The 16,455-nt window shown below is 51.7% G+C and carries 16 protein-coding genes; 9 read left to right on the plus strand and 7 right to left on the minus strand.

The features are described 5' to 3' along the window. The 3 genes from CFK45_RS02325 (at nt 1) to CFK45_RS02335 (ending at nt 2,355) form a co-directional block, all read left to right on the plus strand. Nucleotides 1–477, plus strand: coding sequence for an RNA polymerase sigma factor (locus tag CFK45_RS02325; protein ID WP_096084773.1), 477 nt, complete (start codon nt 1–3; stop codon nt 475–477). Next, entirely contained in the window at nt 477–1,133 is a 657-nt protein-coding gene (locus CFK45_RS02330) for a hypothetical protein (RefSeq protein ID WP_096084774.1), read from the plus strand. The genes CFK45_RS02325 and CFK45_RS02330 overlap by 1 nt, the downstream gene beginning before the upstream one ends. 160 nt (nt 1,134–1,293) lie before the next feature. Then, nucleotides 1,294–2,355 carry a magnesium transporter gene (locus CFK45_RS02335; protein ID WP_096084775.1) on the plus strand — a complete coding sequence of 354 codons (1,062 nt, stop codon included), beginning with the start codon at nt 1,294–1,296 and terminating at the stop codon, nt 2,353–2,355. A 241-nt stretch (nt 2,356–2,596) separates the two neighbouring features. On the opposite strand, the gene CFK45_RS02340 is transcribed toward CFK45_RS02335, so the two are convergent. From CFK45_RS02340 to CFK45_RS02355, 4 genes are all read right to left on the minus strand, one after another. Further along, nucleotides 2,597–3,544, minus strand: coding sequence for a PA2778 family cysteine peptidase (locus CFK45_RS02340; protein WP_158224575.1), 948 nt, complete (start codon nt 3,542–3,544; stop codon nt 2,597–2,599). A 183-nt stretch (nt 3,545–3,727) separates the two neighbouring features. After that, a complete protein-coding gene (locus CFK45_RS02345) occupies nt 3,728–4,084 on the minus strand; it encodes a PA2779 family protein (RefSeq protein ID WP_143247451.1) in 357 nt (118 codons plus the stop codon). Between the two features lie 95 nt (nt 4,085–4,179). After that, nucleotides 4,180–5,433: an MFS transporter gene (locus tag CFK45_RS02350; RefSeq protein ID WP_096084778.1), complete on the minus strand. Its 1,254-nt coding sequence runs from the start codon at nt 5,431–5,433 to the stop codon at nt 4,180–4,182. 99 nt (nt 5,434–5,532) lie between these two features. Further along, nucleotides 5,533–6,687: a mandelate racemase/muconate lactonizing enzyme family protein gene (locus tag CFK45_RS02355; RefSeq protein ID WP_096084779.1), complete on the minus strand. Its 1,155-nt coding sequence runs from the start codon at nt 6,685–6,687 to the stop codon at nt 5,533–5,535. Between the two features lie 145 nt (nt 6,688–6,832). On the opposite strand from CFK45_RS02355, the gene CFK45_RS02360 reads away from it, so the two are divergent. Together CFK45_RS02360 and CFK45_RS02365 are read left to right on the plus strand one after the other, a co-directional pair. After that, a complete protein-coding gene (locus tag CFK45_RS02360) occupies nt 6,833–7,447 on the plus strand; it encodes a chemotaxis protein (protein WP_143247452.1) in 615 nt (204 codons plus the stop codon). A gap of 12 nt (nt 7,448–7,459) precedes the next feature. After that, the gene (locus CFK45_RS02365; protein ID WP_096084781.1) at nt 7,460–8,194 is read left to right on the plus strand and encodes an oxygen-binding di-iron domain-containing protein; all 735 of its coding nucleotides are present in this window, start codon (nt 7,460–7,462) and stop codon (nt 8,192–8,194) included. A 43-nt stretch (nt 8,195–8,237) separates the two neighbouring features. On the opposite strand, the gene CFK45_RS02370 is transcribed toward CFK45_RS02365, so the two are convergent. Together CFK45_RS02370 and CFK45_RS02375 are read right to left on the minus strand one after the other, a co-directional pair. Next, on the minus strand, nt 8,238–9,470 hold the full coding sequence (locus tag CFK45_RS02370) for an ABC transporter substrate-binding protein (RefSeq protein WP_096084782.1): 1,233 nt from the start codon (nt 9,468–9,470) through the stop codon (nt 8,238–8,240). A gap of 3 nt (nt 9,471–9,473) precedes the next feature. Beyond that, complete coding sequence (locus CFK45_RS02375; protein WP_096084783.1) at nt 9,474–10,712, minus strand: ABC transporter substrate-binding protein; 1,239 nt, start codon at nt 10,710–10,712, stop codon at nt 9,474–9,476. Between the two features lie 320 nt (nt 10,713–11,032). Between CFK45_RS02375 and fusA the strand changes: the two genes are divergently transcribed. From fusA to CFK45_RS02390, 3 genes are all read left to right on the plus strand, one after another. Next, a complete protein-coding gene (fusA, locus tag CFK45_RS02380) occupies nt 11,033–13,120 on the plus strand; it encodes an elongation factor G (RefSeq protein ID WP_096084784.1) in 2,088 nt (695 codons plus the stop codon). 225 nt (nt 13,121–13,345) lie between these two features. Further along, nucleotides 13,346–14,137 carry an SH3 domain-containing protein gene (locus CFK45_RS02385; protein ID WP_096084785.1) on the plus strand — a complete coding sequence of 264 codons (792 nt, stop codon included), beginning with the start codon at nt 13,346–13,348 and terminating at the stop codon, nt 14,135–14,137. After that, the gene (locus CFK45_RS02390) at nt 14,107–14,685 is read left to right on the plus strand and encodes an outer membrane beta-barrel domain-containing protein (protein WP_096084786.1); all 579 of its coding nucleotides are present in this window, start codon (nt 14,107–14,109) and stop codon (nt 14,683–14,685) included. The genes CFK45_RS02385 and CFK45_RS02390 overlap by 31 nt, the downstream gene beginning before the upstream one ends. A 176-nt stretch (nt 14,686–14,861) precedes the next feature. Here CFK45_RS02390 and CFK45_RS02395 read toward each other — a convergent pair whose 3' ends face one another. After that, nucleotides 14,862–15,506 carry an outer membrane beta-barrel domain-containing protein gene (locus CFK45_RS02395; protein WP_096084787.1) on the minus strand — a complete coding sequence of 215 codons (645 nt, stop codon included), beginning with the start codon at nt 15,504–15,506 and terminating at the stop codon, nt 14,862–14,864. A 374-nt stretch (nt 15,507–15,880) separates the two neighbouring features. Between CFK45_RS02395 and CFK45_RS02400 the strand changes: the two genes are divergently transcribed. After that, on the plus strand, nt 15,881–16,453 hold the full coding sequence (locus CFK45_RS02400) for an AraC family transcriptional regulator (RefSeq protein WP_096084788.1): 573 nt from the start codon (nt 15,881–15,883) through the stop codon (nt 16,451–16,453). Nucleotides 16,454–16,455: the final 2 nt, after the last annotated feature.

A 16,455-nucleotide genomic window follows, 5' to 3' on the forward strand; every position in this document is an offset into this window, starting at 1 on the left:
ATGACCGAAACCGAATTAAACAGCCTCTATCAGTACGCCATGACTCTGGCGCAAGACAGGGATGACGCCTATGATTTACTCCAGCAAGCCTTAGAAAAGCTGCTCGATGGGCGCGCCGATAAGAACATGACTCAAGCGGCAAAAATGCACTGGCTGCGCCGAGTTATTCGCAATCAATTTATCGACGCATATCGAAAACATCAGCGTTTTCCTGCACAGAGCTACGAAGAACACAGCAATTACGACATCAGCCCTTTAGACCTTGAACAGCTACATATACAGCAAGACGAGCTGCACAAGCTGTGGCCCGAACTGCACGCCATCGACAGAGACATTCTCTATCACTGGGCGGTACTCGGTTACTCCACCGACGAAGCCTGCGCCCTGCTCAATATTAAACGAGGCAGCTTTTTATCGCGCATGCACAGGCTGCGCAAATTCTGGCAAAAGCGTCAACTTGAAGAGGGCCGGAACTGATGTACTCTAAACAGACTCATGCACTTGACGCTGCGGTGAAAAACGAAGTTGAGCAACATACGCTCGACGATCAACAACTGCTGCAACTGCAGCACTTGCTAAGCAAGCAGGCAAACGCCAACGGCGCGACGTTTATGCGCCACAAACGCGTGTTTTTTGGCGCTGCCGCGGTTTTTGTTATCGTTTTTGCCCTGTTCTTTTACCTCAACAGTCAACCCGAAAACCTACACCGAGCCATCGCCCGCGAAGTAGTCAGCAATCACTTAAAACTCAAACCACTCGATCTAACAAGCAGTGACTGGTCTAAAGTTAGAGGCTTTTTCACCCTGCTCGATTTTTCACCTAGCAACTCTAAAAATATTCAACAGCGCAGCTCTTTGCAGCTGCTTGGTGGCCGCTACTGTTCAATTCGAGGAGAACAAGCGGCTCAGCTGCGCTACACACAGTCGGCAGATATCACAGCAGATAGCAGCGATCAAAGCGATGCAAGTTCAGCCAATGTCGCCACACTTTACCAAGCCGCCTACGACAGCCAGCTATTTGGCGCTATACCTAAGCGCGGTGACGCCGTAGTTGTACAGGAGCGAGGGCTCCAAGTCAGCATGTGGCAGGAAAACGCGCTGCTGATGGTCTTGGTCGAAACCATAGAAAACTAAGATCGGCCGCGGCCAACTCCACGACAAGCTGGCACCAATGACTCAACTATTAGCAGCGCAGTACCGGTTGCTCGCCCCTGCTTTTAATTCAATAGCGATTCATTCAATTGCAACAACTTCAGCGCATGTTTATTAGCAGGCCCGCGCCCGAGGAGAATTTGTGCAAGATACAAATCAAAAGCGAAAAAAATCCCGCGTTGACACGGATACAAACAGCGAGCCCGTAAACCCGGAGCACGTCGCCACCCACATGACAGCAAATTGGCTCAGCGCCGCACCCGAAACTAGTGCTGCAGAGGCACTTAAACAGATCAGGCAGTTAAATAACCCATACGACTTACACGATGTGTATCTGTGTGACAACAAGCAGTTGCTGTGCGGTAAAGTATCACTAAACACACTGATCCGCGCCGATAAAAATACGCAACTTGCCCAGTTGAGCCAAGCAACGCTCTTAAGCGTCGGTGCCAGCGACGACAAAGAGCGCATTGCGCAGTTGTTTCGCCAACAGCCCTCGCTTCTCAGCCTGCCTGTTGTCGACGATCAAGGCCACATGATTGGCCTGATCAAACACAGCGATGCACTGGCAATTCTGGTCGATGAAGACCAGGAGGATATGGACCGCATTATGGGGGTCGTGGGTTCGGGCAGCAGCTTGACCTATCGAGAACTCAGTGTCGGCGATCATATTCGCAACCGTTTGGGTTGGCTGGTGGGCCTCGCCCTGCTTGGTTTTGTCTCTGGCTCGATATTAATGCGCTACGAAAGCGCGCTCGACGAGCTGGTCATCCTCGCCATCTACTTGCCGATGTTAGCCGATACTGGCGGCAACGCCGGAGGCCAGAGTGCGTCGATTATTATCCGCGCACTGGCACTCGGCGAACTGAGGCTTAGCGACCTGTGGCGCGTACTCTATAAAGAATTGATTATTGCGCTTGGCCTTGCCGCCGTACTTGTACTTATTGCCAGCATGAGAATCTGGCTGCTAACCCCGGAGCACCACGTGCCCGCTGAGCTCAGCCTCGACCGCATTATGCTCTGCATCGGCCTGGCACTGGCAATACAAGTGTTGAGTTCAAATTTAATTGGCGCAGCACTGCCGCTCGCAGTACACGCTTGCGGCCGCGATCCTGCGGTGATTGCCAGCCCGGCCATTACCACCATTGTCGATATCAGCGGTTTGTTAATCTATTTTTCGCTGGCGAGCGCACTGCTGCTTTAAAACCCTCTCTATAAGCAATGTTGTTCACTTAAGTGCAAGCTTCCCGGAACGAAGCTTGAGAGGGCTTTCTTGGGACGCCGTAAGCCCGTCCATGGGGGCTTCGCCGCCGCATCCGGCAATTGCTCCTGCATTGCCCTAATAAGCTACATCCATGTAGCGACCTTGTGGCAGAGACCCAATCAAACCCACTTCAGCTTCGCTCCTACCATCTCGTTACATCATTTAGTGAACTGTGTTGTCTCTATAAGGGCCTTTCTTCATTGGCCTTACTTCGAGGCTTAGGTTTAACGGGGCAGCTCGGCAAGGTGCCACAGGCCTGATCAAATAACTCAGCTTGCAACAAGAGTTCAGTTTCACTTTGCCGCCATGCAGTGTTGGCCGGCTCGAGAGCTTGTGCGCAGCCGAGTGCTGCCAGGCTCACACTGCAGCGCTGCCGTGCCAAGCTGTAGGCCAGGTTATTCCAAAGCTGTGCTTGATCGCTCTTTAACGCAAGGGCCCCAAGGTAATATTGTTGCGCCAAACGACTGTCTTCTAACTGATAAGCTGCGTTGCCAGCGGCAAATAAAAACTGCCACTGGTCGGGCCAGTGCTGCTGGGCAAGCTGCCAGCTCGCCAACTGCGCTTGCCCACGGACCTGCTCGTAGTCACTTAAGCTTTTGTAGACTTGAGCCCAGGTTAAAGAAGCGGGCAAACGATTCGCTGGCAGTGCCACAAGCCCCCAGTAATTGGCCTTGCGCCACGCCTTAATAAAATGCCGCCAGTGCATCAGACGCTTTTTTGTTTTGCCCGAGCGCAAAATCACAAGCTCTCTGTCTTTATCAAAGCCGGCCAGTACCGCGTAGTGCCACTGCTCTATGCCGAGCGTGCCAAGATCAAGCAAAACAATCACCGGATGCCCCGCACTAAGCTCTTTGAATAAGGCCTCAGCGGCCATGGGCTGGGCGTAGGCGACAAGGCCGTAGCGTCGAACGCTCGCCTGCATTTCCAGCTGCCAGCTGCCCTTGACCGCCGGTGTCCACACTTTCGGCACTAGCTCATTGGGCTGTAGCATCAACGCTGGTTGCCAGTAGTCAATCACCGTCGCCAAGCTAGCCGGGCCACACTGATAGGCCTCTTGCGCAAAAAAGCCGAGCTCGGAAAGATAAACACTGCGCTCAGTTTGCGAGGGTAAAGGTGGAAACGTCGGCACAGAACTGCATGCAGCTAACAAAAAAGCCAAATACAGACAGCTAGCGAAGCGTAAGGGCTTAAATAAACGCTCAATCAAAGCTAAAAAAGTGTTGCGAATAGTGTAAAAGATAGAAATAAAAAGCGGCCGCCCAAGCGGGCAGCCAACCTTATCGAAAAAAACTATACAGCCGTGCAAGCCCTACTATTTTGAGGTATTGATGCTATTGATAAACGGGAAAATATCGGTCGCGCCAAGTAAATCAGTCACCACAAAAACCAAAAAGACCAAAAAAGCAATTTCCAGTACGCCCTGACCGGCCGGCATATTTTCTAAAGCCGCATTGAGCTCGGCGCGCTCACTGGCAGTCATCGCATCCACACGCGCCTGAACCTCCGCAGGGTCAATGCCTTTGTCCAGCATTTTAGCGACAAGCGCCGGCGAATTTAGCCACTCGGCCGCGGGGTCAACAAGCGCTTGGGTTTTCACCATTGCAGCTTGGCTAAACAGCGGGCTAAACAACATAAGCGCAGCTAAGAACATCACACTGATTTTTTTCATAAATAAACTCCGATAAAGACAGGTACGCATACTACAAAAATTTTGGCAGCACTAAGCTGCACTTCAAGAAACAAACTGAACGAAGCGATTGAGCATCAATCGCCGACTCGCTCAACTTTGCCAACTAAAAATAGATAACTACACACTCCGGTGGCCGCCAGCGCGGCAATAAAAAATAACGCGGGCCTAAAATCGCCGCCTTCGACAAGATAGCCAATAACAACGGGCACCGTCATGGCCGACAAACCGCCAACAAAATTAAAACAGCCGCCGACCAGGCCGACCATGCGCGACGGCGCCAACAGGCTGACAAATACCCAGGCAATCGAAGCGAGACCATTGCCAAAAAAAGCCAGCGCTAAAAAGCCGATGACCGCCAGCTCGGATTCAACATAGTTGGCACCGATCACCGTTGTCGACAGAGCCAAACCGATAATAATAGGCGCCTTGCGACTTAGCTCTTTGCTAACGCCCCGGCGTACGAGGTAGTCCGAAACGGTGCCACTGATTAACACACCAAAAAACGCGGCAATATACGGCAGCGCACCAAGCAGGCCCGTTTTTAAATTTGAAAACCCGCGATACTCCATTAAATAAGTTGGAAACCAGGTCAAGAAAAAAATTAAGGTTGCGCCGAGGCAAAACTGGCCGATATAAATACCCCACAACTTGCGATAGGAAAAGGCCTCAAGCACATCTGCCGGCTTAAAGTGCTGCACTTGTTCGGCCTGTTTGGCTTTTTCTTGCGCTCGATTTTCAGCCCCCTTGGGGTCTCGGTACAACAGATACCAAATGGCCGCCCAAGCAAAACCAATCAAACCCGAAATAATAAACAGCCCACGCCAGCCCACGCTCGCCTGAATAAAAATCAGCGCCGGCGTTAGAAATGCCAAGCCTATAAACTGGCCAGAGGTATAAACCGCAATGGCTGAGGCGCGCTGATCTTCGCTGAACCAGGCGGTAACAATTTTATTGTTGGCAGGATAAGACGGCGCTTCAAATACGCCGATGGCCAAGCGGCAGCCAACCAAAGCGGCAACCGAGCTAACCAAACCTTGAATAAGCGTCGCCAGTGACCAGGCAACCAAAATAAACGGGTACAAAATTCGCGGTTTGACATAGTCAACCACAACTCCGCCTGGAATTTGGAACAGCGCATAAGTCAAACCAAAAGCCGAGAAAATCCAGCCCATGTGCACCGAGGTAAAACCGAGTTCCTCACTGATAAGTGGTGCAGCAACAGCCATGTTACTGCGATCCATATAGTTGATAACCACACTGATAAATATCAGCGCCAGTATTTTAAAACGCTCGGGAGAGCGCTGTTCAGCCGTTGCCACAGCTTCCATGTAGAAGTCCTCGTTTATTCATTATTGTGTCGACAAAACAAGCCAAACGGCCGCCGCTGATGTCATAAGAGGGGCGTCGTTCAGCGCGCGTAAAAAACCTTACCAATTGGTGTAAGAACCGTCGCGCCTTTGCAAGCGCGGCGCTTCCCAATAACGAAACTCCAAATCTTTGATGAGCTCTTCATTGACATCAATGCCCAAACCGATACTCGCCTCGACGTCAAACTGGCAATTTTTCATTTGCGCAGCGCCGACAAAATAGCGATCAAAATCTGAGGTATCGCCGCTATAGGGCAAAAACTCGAGCGCGGTTAAATTGGGTATCGCCGCGCAAAAATGGATCGACGCCGCCGTGCAAATGGGGCTCAGCGGGTTGTGAGGCATCATATCGATGTAGTGCGTCTCGCACATTGCCGCGACTTTCATCGCCTCGGTAAAACCGCCGACATTGCAGATGTCTATGCGCCCAAACTGACTCAGATTTTGCTGAATGTACGGGGCAAAATCCCACTTGCTGGCGAACTCTTCACCGATGGCAAACGGCACGTCAACCATGCTGCGCAGCGCCTTGTAAGCCTCGGGGCTCTGATCGCGAATTGGTTCTTCTAAATAATCTAACGTGCCTACGGGCATGCGCTGAACAAATGATGCACACTCTGCGACACTTAACCGGTGGTGGTAATCAATGCCCAAAAAGACTTCAGGGCCAAGTGCAGCGCGCGCGTTTGTGCACCAGTGCGCCGCGTTGGCAATGGACTCTCTCGGTTCAAACACACTCGCTTTGTTTGCATCGCCGTGTTCACCGGTCGTGACGCGCAGCGATTGCCAGCCCTCGGCTTTTAATTCAAGTAAGTGCTCGACCAACTCCGGGCCCATGGCCTTTATCGACGTTGCAAACAGCGGGATTTTATCGCGCTGACGACCGCCGAGCAGTTGGTACACAGGCAGACCGAGTTCTTTACCGAGTGCATCGTACAGAGCAATATCTATGGCCGATATGGCTGCGCTCAGTACGCGCCCACCTTCAAAATAAGCGCCGCGGTACATCTCTTGCCACAGAGCGGAAATATTTCTTGCATCTTTGCCGAGTAAAAATTCGCGAAAGTGCTTCACCGCCCCGGCAACGGCCAGCTCGCGACCGCTCAGCCCCGACTCACCCCAACCGTAGCTGCCGTTGCTCAGTTCTACTTTTACAATACAAACATTTCTAAAGCCGGCCCAGAACGCATAGGCTTTGATGTCCTTAATCTTCATGATGCTGCCGCCATTTATTTTTGTGCCATGTTACTGGCCGCAGCTCGACATGCAAGCGCGCATTGCAATGGCATTGAGGCTTCGCGCCCCAAGTGGCTCAGTTGTGCTATTACTTTTAAGCAAAAGCAATAATTTACCCAGGCCCATGCCCCGTTTATCTTCGACCAATAACGATCACTTTGTCGCCGCATCCATCGTCGCTGCCGAGTTACACAAGGCCACCTCGGTTGCTCGCGACATCAGTCTCACCGCCGGCAATGCCAAAGCGCTGGCACTGCGCGCTGGCGATGCGGCGCGGGGCTTTCGCGCCTTGACCGACTTTATTGACGAGCTCGCACGTTTGACCATTAGCACCGCCCGCCACGTCAACAAGCTCGCCGTCGACATCAGCCGTGAAGCGGCGGATGCGACGCGCACCCAACACGCCATCGAGCACTTTGTTCGCGCGACAGCCAAGGCCACGGACGCACATTTTGCAGGCACCTTAAAACCTGCACTCGACGCCGCCGAACGCCAGCGCAGCGAGTCGCTCAAGCGTTTTGACACGCAAGTCTGGCAGCTGAAAATGGAGCTTGATGACCTCGCCCGCGAGCTGAGGGCCGGCGTTGTTTTAAGTGCAATGTCGCGTGTTGAAGCAACTCAGGTCGGCGAAGATCACGCCATATCTTTGCAGGTTATCGCCAATAAAGTGGCCGAAGCGACCGAGAGCATTCGCCTGCATATAGAAACCTCACAAAAATGCTTTGCCCATATTCACTAGGGAACACTCAATATGCTCAGCAAAGAAATCTACCGCGACAACCAGCACACTTGGTACGTATTTGGGCGCGACCCGGATAAGCCCGACGGCATTATCGACACCAACCAATATATGATTAGTTGCGGCGACCAGGCGCTGCTAATGGACCCGGGAGGCATCGAGCTGTTTGCCTCGATGCTCGCATCGATAGTCAAACATATTCCGGTTGATCAAATCACCCACCTGTTTGCCTCTCACCAGGACCCAGACATTATTTCGTCGCTCGGCCTGTGGGACCGCACGCTAAGCAAGGCCAGTTTGCATGCATCGGGCCTTTGGGAAGGGTTTATTCGCCACTTCGGCATGGACAACATCGAGTATCAAGCGATTGCCGACGAGGGCGGCAGCCTCAGTTTAGGCGCATGCAGCGTCGAATTTATTCCCGCCCACTACCTGCACTCATCGGCCAACTTTCACGTCTACGACGCCCAGGCAAAAATTTTGATGAGCGGAGATATCGGCGCCGCACTGGAAGCGCCGGGCGCGGCAATGGAAATTGAAGACTTCGAAGCACATACCCACAAAATGCGCTATTTCCATCAGCGCTGGATGCCGTCAAACAAAGCTAAAGATCGCTGGATAGATAGGATCAGCAAGCTCGACATCGACATGATGTGCCCACAGCACGGTCGTATTTTTCGCGGCGACGACGTCAAACGCTTTTTAGACTGGTTTAGTAAACTGGAAGTTGGCATCGCTGCGCAATAACAGGCCGAGCCCCCCAAGGCGCTGTAAAAACCACGAGAATACCTTAATCAAACAAACCCGCTTTTATTGCACCCTGCCTGAGCTGCTCTAACTCGCGCGCGCAGCGCTCAACGTCGCGATGCTCGAGAAAATCGATAAACACGTCCGGCGTATTGTGCGCCAGACCTATTGGCGTATCGCGATCAAAATATTGAATACTGCCCGGAGACTCGGCAATTAATTGTTTTGTTTTTGCCAATATAGCCGCTTCACCCGGCCTTAAAGTATCGCGCTTTAAATCGCGCTCGCTGTACATATTATCCGGAGCTCGCAGTTCATTTTCCGCCAGATAACTCAAAAAGCTCTTCAGGCCCTGAGTCATTTTTGCGTGACTCGGCACAACATAAACATCGACAGGCGCGACAGTATAGGCGGGAATACCCGGGCGAATTTCAGGGAAGGCCGCGACATCCAGATCTTCTATCACTGAATCTGGCAGTTCCATTTCTACATGAGCCGATGCCAGCGACATCGCCGCCAAGCCGTGATACATGCGCGGCAGCACCTGACCGTGGCTGTAGCTGCGATGCTTTTCAGTAAAACAGTTGGCATCGAGTAAACGCTTCCAGTGCTGCAAGGTTTCAAGCACTTTGTTATCGGTGTAGGCAACATTGCCGTCGAGCAGGTCGCGGTAAAAATCGAGCCCGTGCAAACGCAAATTCAAATAATCAAACCAAGCGTGCGTGACCCACGGTGTTTTGGAGCCGAGCGCAAAGAGTTCGTGATTATTTTGGTGCAATACCTGACAAGCATGCAGCACCTGCTGCCAGTTCGCCGGGGTTGTTAAACCGTACTTATCAAGCACAGAGGGCCGAACGTAGAACGCCCACAAAAAAATAGCATTGGGAATGGCGTACGGAACATCGTCAAGCATCACCGCATCAACGGCGACTTTGGAAAAACGCTTGCGGTAGTTCTCGCTACTCCAAACGGAGTTAAGCGGTTGAATCAAACCTTTTTGCGCATAGTGACGAACGCGGGAGCCACCGTACCAATAAATCACATCCGGCCCGGCATCCGCTTCCAGCCAACGCTCAACCAAACTGATATAAGAACCGTCGCGGTAACTTAGAAGCTCGACTTTGACACCGGGGTGCTGCTGTTCAAAATCCTTTAGGCTCTCTTTAACTTGAGCCCGGTGATAACCGTCGGAGATTTGCAGCGCGAGCTGGATCAGCTCCTCGGCCCGCGCCGTAAGCGCAAGGCTAAGCAGTAAAACAGAAAAAAATATTCGCATAATTTAGTGGGGCCCAGGCCCCCAAGCGCCAGCGCGCAGGGCCTGCTGACGCAAGCTTTCTAACTCTTTAGCGCAGCGCTCGACATCGCGGTGCTGCAAAAATTTCACAAATACCTCAGGGGTAAAACGCGCAACTGCTAAAGGCACATCCCGGTCAAAGTACTGAATGCCGCCCGGGCTAGACTGAATCAACGCGCGGGCTTGGCTCTCTACCATTCTAACACTGTCTTCATCAAGCAAACGAGCAGGATGCCGAGAAGAGTGGCGCGAATTAGCCAATTGAAACGTTTCAGAAGCCAAAAATTTAAGCACGCGCACCAGCGTCGAATTTATTTGAGTGTAGGCGGGAACAAGGTATACATCCACCGGTGCAACCGTCCACGCTTTTAAGCCCGGTTTTATCTCGGGAAATGGCATAACCGCAATATCGTGCTCAGCCAGTGACGACATTTCCACACGACCGTAACTTAGGATCGCAGCAGACATGCCGTGCATTAATCTCGGCAGTGCATCGTCGACCGTGTAGTGGGCGTGATTTGCGGTCATGCACTGCTGATCTAACAAGCTGCGCCAGTGTTCAAGCGCGTTAATCACCCGCGGGTCGGTAAAGGCTATTTCACCTGCAAGTAGGCGACGATAAAAAGCGAGCCCATTTAAGCGCAGGTTTAAATAATCAAACCAGGCATGAGTCGCCCAGGCACTGCGACTGCCAAAGGCAAAAAGATCGACGCCCTGTTTGCGCAGCAGGCGACACTGGTTGAGCACCTCCGGCCACGTTTGCGGGGGCTTTAAACCGTATTTCTGAAAAATCGAAGGGCGATAATAAACAGCCCAAAGGTTGATCACACCCGGCACCGCATATACGCGCTCATCCACACTGACGGCATCGACGGCGATATGGGCAAAGTCTCGCTGCAATTGCGCCCGGCTCAGCACCGAAGTTAAATCGTGAATTTTTGCAGATCGCGCAAACTGGGCTGTGTGCTGGCCACCGTACCAAAACAACACATCCGGCCCCTGTCCCGACGCCAACCAATCGGCCACGCGCTGCTCATAACCATCGTTGCGAAAATAGCGCAGTTTAAGTTTGATATCGGGGTTTTGCTTATGAAAAAGCTTAAACGCGGCACTGACCTGGCGGCGGTGATCGCCGTCGAAAATCTGCTGAGCCAGGGTCAGTTCCTCTGCGCTTAGCCCACCGCCGCAAAACCATAACAATAAACTTACGCCAATCCATCGCATCGCTGCTCTACTCCCTCAAGCCTAAGCATAGGGGCCCAACCCTGGGCCCCAAACACACAATCATAAAAGGCCGCCAGGCGATACGCAGCCCCCAAATCAAAATAAAAACGGCCAGGCAGGGCAGATATTTAGTGTATAAGCTCGCCGGCATCGCTATCTGCACGTGTTTCTACAGCAGGTATCGCAGCTGCAGGGCCCGCCGCGCCTGGGCTAGAGCGATTGCAAAGCATATCAAAGCGATAGTTGCCAAACCCCTCGGCATTTCCTGTATACTACCGCGCAATTTTTGACCCAATACAATTAAACCTTAGAGAAACGAAATGGCTGTTGATCTTTCCAAATACCGCAATATCGGTATTTTTGCCCACGTTGATGCGGGTAAAACGACCTCTACTGAGCGTATCCTTAAGCTGACCGGTAAAATCCACAAAACTGGTGAAGTACACGATGGTGAATCCACCACTGACTTCATGGAGCAGGAAGCTGAGCGTGGTATTACCATTCAATCAGCAGCTACCACCTGTTTCTGGAATGACCACCGCTTAAACATCATCGATACCCCAGGGCACGTTGACTTCACCGTAGAAGTTTACCGCTCACTGAAGGTACTCGACGGTGGTGTCGGTGTATTCTGTGGTTCCGGCGGCGTTGAGCCTCAGTCAGAGACTAACTGGCGCTACGCAAACGAATCAGAAGTATCCCGTCTGATCTTCGTTAACAAACTCGACCGCCTAGGTGCCGACTTCTACCGCGTTGTCGACCAGGTCAAAAACGTATTGGGCGCCAACCCACTGGTTATGACCCTGCCCATCGGCCGCGAAGACGACTTTGTTGGTGTTGTCGACGTACTGAGCAAAAAAGCCTACGTTTGGGACGACTCCGGTCTGCCAGAAAACTTCGAAATCACTGACGTTCCAGCCGATATGGTTGACGACGTTGACATGTACCACGAGCAACTGATCGAAACCGCCGTTGAGCAGGACGACGATCTGATGATGGCCTACATGGAAGGTGAAGTACCTTCTGTTGAAGACATCAAGCGCTGTATCCGCAAAGGTACCCGCGAGCTGGCTTTCTTCCCGACTTACTGTGGTTCCGCATTTAAGAACAAAGGTATTCAGCTGATGCTGGACGCCGTTGTTGACTACCTGCCTGCACCGACCGAAGTTGACCCGCAAGATCTGACTGACGCCGAAGGTACTCCTACCGGCGAGAAAGCCATCGTTAGCGCTGACGAGCCTCTGCGCGCGCTGGCATTTAAGATCATGGACGACCGTTTTGGCGCCCTGACCTTTATCCGCATCTACTCTGGCGTACTGAACAAGGGTGACACCATCCTTAACAGTTTCACCGGCAAAACTGAGCGTGTTGGCCGTATGGTTGAGATGCACGCCGATGAGCGTACCGAGCTGAGCAGCGCTCAAGCGGGTGACATCATCGCCATTGTTGGCATGAAGAACGTTCAAACTGGTCACACTCTGTGTGATCCTAAGCACGAATGTACTCTGGAACCCATGGTATTCCCTGAGCCGGTAATCTCTATCGCGGTATCACCTAAAGAAAAAGGTGGCGCCGAGAAGATGGGTGTTGCTATCGGCAAGATGGTTGCAGAAGATCCAACTTTCGTTGTTGAAACCGACGAAGACAGCGGCGAAACCATCCTGAAAGGTATGGGTGAGCTTCACCTCGACATTAAAGTAGACATTCTGAAGCGTACCTACGGCGTTGAGCTGAATGTTGGTCAGCCTCAGGTTGCCTACCGCGAGACCATTACTCAGAAGATCGAAGACAGCTACACCCACAAGAAGCAGTCTGGTGGTTCTGGTCAGTTCGGTAAGATCGATTACCGCATCAGCCCGAACGAGCCTGGCACTGGCTTTACCTTCGAGTCTACCGTTGTTGGTGGTAACGTTCCTAAGGAATTCTTCCCGGCTATTGAGAAGGGCTTCAAAGGCATGATGGAAGAAGGTCCTCTGGCCAAGTTCCCAATGCTGGACGTTCACGTTGAGCTGTTCGACGGTGGTTTCCACGCAGTTGACTCCTCGGCCGTAGCCTTCGAAATCGCCGCTAAAGGCGCTTACCGTCAATCCATGCCTAAAGCCGGCCCTCAGCTGATCGAGCCCATCATGAAGGTTGACGTGTTCACTCCAGACGATCACGTTGGTGACGTTATTGGTGACCTGAACCGTCGTCGCGGCATGATCAAAGATCAGGAAGCTGGCGCTACTGGTGTTCGCATTAAAGCTGACGTTCCTCTTGCAGAAATGTTCGGTTACATCGGCCACCTGCGTACCATTACTTCTGGCCGCGGTCAGTTCTCAATGGAATTCAGCCACTACCTGCCTTGTCCGCAACAGGTTGCTGAAACTGTTATCGCAGCTGCCAAAGAGCGCGACGAAGCTAAATAAGCCCAGCTTTATCAAGCCAGATCAAAAACCCTGCCGGCGCAAGCCCGCAGGGTTTTTTCATGCCCTTCACAAACGGCGCCCGGATAAAAATGCATACTTAGTGGGTGTTTGGCGACACAAACCTGCAACTATAGTCTTAGTTAACAAAATAAATGTGAAGGCTCACTCAGCACGCCTACCGGCGATTACAGTAAACTTGCAAAATTCCAGCGAATTGAACGAACAATGATCAAGACACGCCTATTTGCATCCCTCGCACTGTGCTTCAGCAGTCTCACCACACTAGCGGACGACGATACCAGCTGGCTTTACAAACCCGAGCCCCTTGCCCTAGAAGTCATCGACTCCTACCTCGAACTACACACTGGCCCCGGGCGCGGCTATCCGGTATTTAATGTTGTTGAGCAAGGCGATCATATCGACGTGCTCACTCGCCGGCCAGATTGGTACGAAGTGCGCACTCAGGACAACAAGGTTGGCTGGGTCAAAGCCGCGCAGCTCGGCCGCACCCTGCAGGCCTCGGGCGAGCCGGCCGACCTCCCCTCCGTTGGCTACGGCAACTATTCAGTTAATCGCTGGCGCATCGGCATGAGTGCCGGCAGCTTTAGCGCCGAAGAGCTCGCCGACGCCGAAACCTTTAGCGCCAGCTTAAGTTATCACCCGTGGAGCTTTCTCGGCGGCGAACTCGAAGCCGGGAAGTTTTATGGTGACGAAGCGCGCGGCAGCCAGATCGCGTTCAATTTTGTCTTTGAGCCCTTTCCACTTTTTGATGCCACAGCCGGTTTTAGGCTGTCGCCGGCGCTCATTTACGGCCTCGGCAAAACCGATTTTCAAGTCCAACCACGGCAAATTGTCGGCGATCTCGAATCCGCCGATCACAGCCTGATTGGCGCGCGCCTGAACTACTACCTCGGGCGCAATTTTATTATGCGCGGCGAATACCGCACACTTACATTAGATACAGATGATCAAGAGGAATTCGACACATGGCTCTTAGGCTTCACCACCTTCTTTTAAGCCTACTTCCCTTCGCCGCCACCGTCGAAGCAGAGCAAAAAAGACCGGATCTCGACAACGAATTGTTTGAATTTGGCATCGATGCAGGTTTGCTCGCGATCCAGGATTTTAATACCGAGATCGGCCTCGGTTTTAACGCGACTTTTCACGGCTCAGAGGATTTTTTTATCCAGTTTAACTACCTCGCTGCCGAGGCAAGTTACAGCGCCTTTGAAAATAGCCAGGGCGCCTACTTCGAGGGTGGAGACAGAGACTTTATTCACTACGATTTACTGCTTGGCTACAACCTCTTAGCCGGCGAGCTCTATGTCAGCGAAGCCAACAGCACACTGAGCAACCTGTATATCGTTGGCGGTGTCGGCAATATCAGTTTTGGTGGAGAAGAAAGCTTTAGCGCTACAGCCGGTATCGGTTACAAGTTGGGGTTAAGCCGCCGCTTAAACCTGCGCTTAGACTTTCGCGATCACATATATCAAAGCAACCTGATTGCCGAAGACAGCACCAGCCACAATATGCAGTTTACTTTGGGTGTGGGTTATCTGCTTTAAGTAGACTCCAAATTTCAGATCGCACCGGAGCCAGAGTTCGGCAAAGACCCTCGGGACACGCGGTAAATACTTCCATGTAGGCTCGTCGACAGCATGCCCGCTGTTGACGGCCCGGCTTAACTCTACTCCAGCCCAGCCATACTCAACCCCGGCCCAGCAACAACAAGCTTAAGTTTTTAAAACAAAGCGCTAAGCCCAAATACCAACTCTAAATTCTGAGTGGTTTTTTCTTCGCCGAGAAAACTGCGGCTGACAACGTGATCGCGCATACGTAAATCCGCGGTCAACCAGTCGTTCAACACTAGTTTATAAGTCGCACCAAAAACCAAACCGATATCGCTTTCACCAGCAAAATTGACATTTTCTAAACCGAAGTCGGCATAGAGGTGCGTACTAAGCTTGCGCCCCTGCCCCCAAAAACTTCGCCCCTCCAAAAATTCATAAGCGCCGAGCAGTGAAAGATATTGAAAGCCCGAGTCCCGGTCTTTTACAAAATCACCGCCGACAACATCCTCAAAAGAAGCCTCCGGTGCGGATGACTTTCCATAGGCAAGAGCAAGCAACCAGCGATCGTTCAAATGGTAGTTCCCGCTCGCCCCGACAATCGACACCGTGTCGAAATCTTCAAGGGAAATAAAACCAACGTACGCCCCCAGCTCAAACGATTCATCATCGATCGCCGCCGATTTTATTTCCGGGACTTTTTTCACCGGCTCAACAACCGTTACTTCTTTATCGTCATCAACGGCCTGACCTATGGTCTGCGCATACACTGAAGTAGTAGAAAACATAAGCGCCAGCGCAGTAATCGTTTTTTTCACTTTTCGCCTCGAGAAAAATTAAATTCCAATAAAAAGAAATAGGCGCCATTTTTTTGGCGCAACTTGGCTGTCGCCAAAAAACTCTTAGCTCAACTATAACAAAAGGCTTAAGATTCGACCGCAGACGAATGAAACAATAGTGACACAAGTACCAATCAGAAGTATTAGATTCGCTCTAAATCACAACCGCGACTTTTGAGCGGGAATAGCGTGATGAAAATCACACTTGATCACAGAACATGCTTTATAGTTCCGCCCTAAATAGCAAGCTCAAATATCTGTGTATAAATTGACGTTTGCCCACAGCTTGACCTCCGGCTCCAGCCGCCCAAAGCTTAAAAACTGCTCGACCGTTTGAGACAAAGAAGCACACTATGATGTTTAAAAAAACAGCCTCTTACTGCCTAAGCGCATTTATTATGCTTAGTTCAGCACTCGCGCAGAGTACCGAACAGGCCGAAGTACTTGGCACCCCCGCTAACGACAGCAAAAACTTAGAAGAAATAGAGAAGCTCAGCAGTGATATCCAGGCGCTTAAATTGAGCATGATTGATCTGAACAAAGAGCTACTCGAACTCGAAGAGCAACTGTTGTATCCATCGAGTACAAAATACAGCGTATTTGTCTCAATTAAAGGCGGCCAGTTTTTTAGCCTGGAAAGTGTCAAGCTAAAACTCGACGGCAAACTTGTTGTTACCCAACTTTATGATCAACAAAAACGCGACGCACTCGCCCGCGGGGGCATACACAAGCTTTTTGTTACCAATCTGAGCGAAGGCGAGCACACAGCCACCGTCTTTTTTACAGGCCTTGGCCCCAACGCCACGCCCTATAAACGCGCCGCTGAACTCAGTTTTGAAAAAGGCCCAGGGCAAGGTTTCCTCGAGCTGGCCATCGAAGATAAAGGCGCCTCACAGGAGGCCGAATTTAAACTTCGGCAGTGGTAATT

Source organism: Agaribacterium haliotis, from assembly GCF_002312815.1.
GTDB classification, from domain to species: Bacteria; Pseudomonadota; Gammaproteobacteria; order Pseudomonadales; family Cellvibrionaceae; genus Agaribacterium; species Agaribacterium haliotis.

Coding starts and splice junctions, on each gene's coding strand:
- CFK45_RS02385 (WP_096084785.1), top strand. CDS start 13,346: ATGATCAAGACACGCCTATTTGCATCCCTCGCACTGTGCTTCAGCAGT.
- CFK45_RS02360 (WP_143247452.1), top strand. CDS start 6,833: ATGCCCCGTTTATCTTCGACCAATAACGATCACTTTGTCGCCGCATCC.
- CFK45_RS02350 (WP_096084778.1), bottom strand. CDS start 5,433: ATGGAAGCTGTGGCAACGGCTGAACAGCGCTCTCCCGAGCGTTTTAAA.
- CFK45_RS02400 (WP_096084788.1), top strand. CDS start 15,881: ATGATGTTTAAAAAAACAGCCTCTTACTGCCTAAGCGCATTTATTATG.
- CFK45_RS02390 (WP_096084786.1), top strand. CDS start 14,107: ATGGCTCTTAGGCTTCACCACCTTCTTTTAAGCCTACTTCCCTTCGCC.
- CFK45_RS02370 (WP_096084782.1), bottom strand. CDS start 9,470: ATGCGAATATTTTTTTCTGTTTTACTGCTTAGCCTTGCGCTTACGGCG.
- CFK45_RS02325 (WP_096084773.1), top strand. CDS start 1: ATGACCGAAACCGAATTAAACAGCCTCTATCAGTACGCCATGACTCTG.
- CFK45_RS02365 (WP_096084781.1), top strand. CDS start 7,460: ATGCTCAGCAAAGAAATCTACCGCGACAACCAGCACACTTGGTACGTA.
- CFK45_RS02355 (WP_096084779.1), bottom strand. CDS start 6,687: ATGAAGATTAAGGACATCAAAGCCTATGCGTTCTGGGCCGGCTTTAGA.
- CFK45_RS02330 (WP_096084774.1), top strand. CDS start 477: ATGTACTCTAAACAGACTCATGCACTTGACGCTGCGGTGAAAAACGAA.
- CFK45_RS02375 (WP_096084783.1), bottom strand. CDS start 10,712: ATGCGATGGATTGGCGTAAGTTTATTGTTATGGTTTTGCGGCGGTGGG.
- CFK45_RS02345 (WP_143247451.1), bottom strand. CDS start 4,084: ATGAAAAAAATCAGTGTGATGTTCTTAGCTGCGCTTATGTTGTTTAGC.
- fusA (WP_096084784.1), top strand. CDS start 11,033: ATGGCTGTTGATCTTTCCAAATACCGCAATATCGGTATTTTTGCCCAC.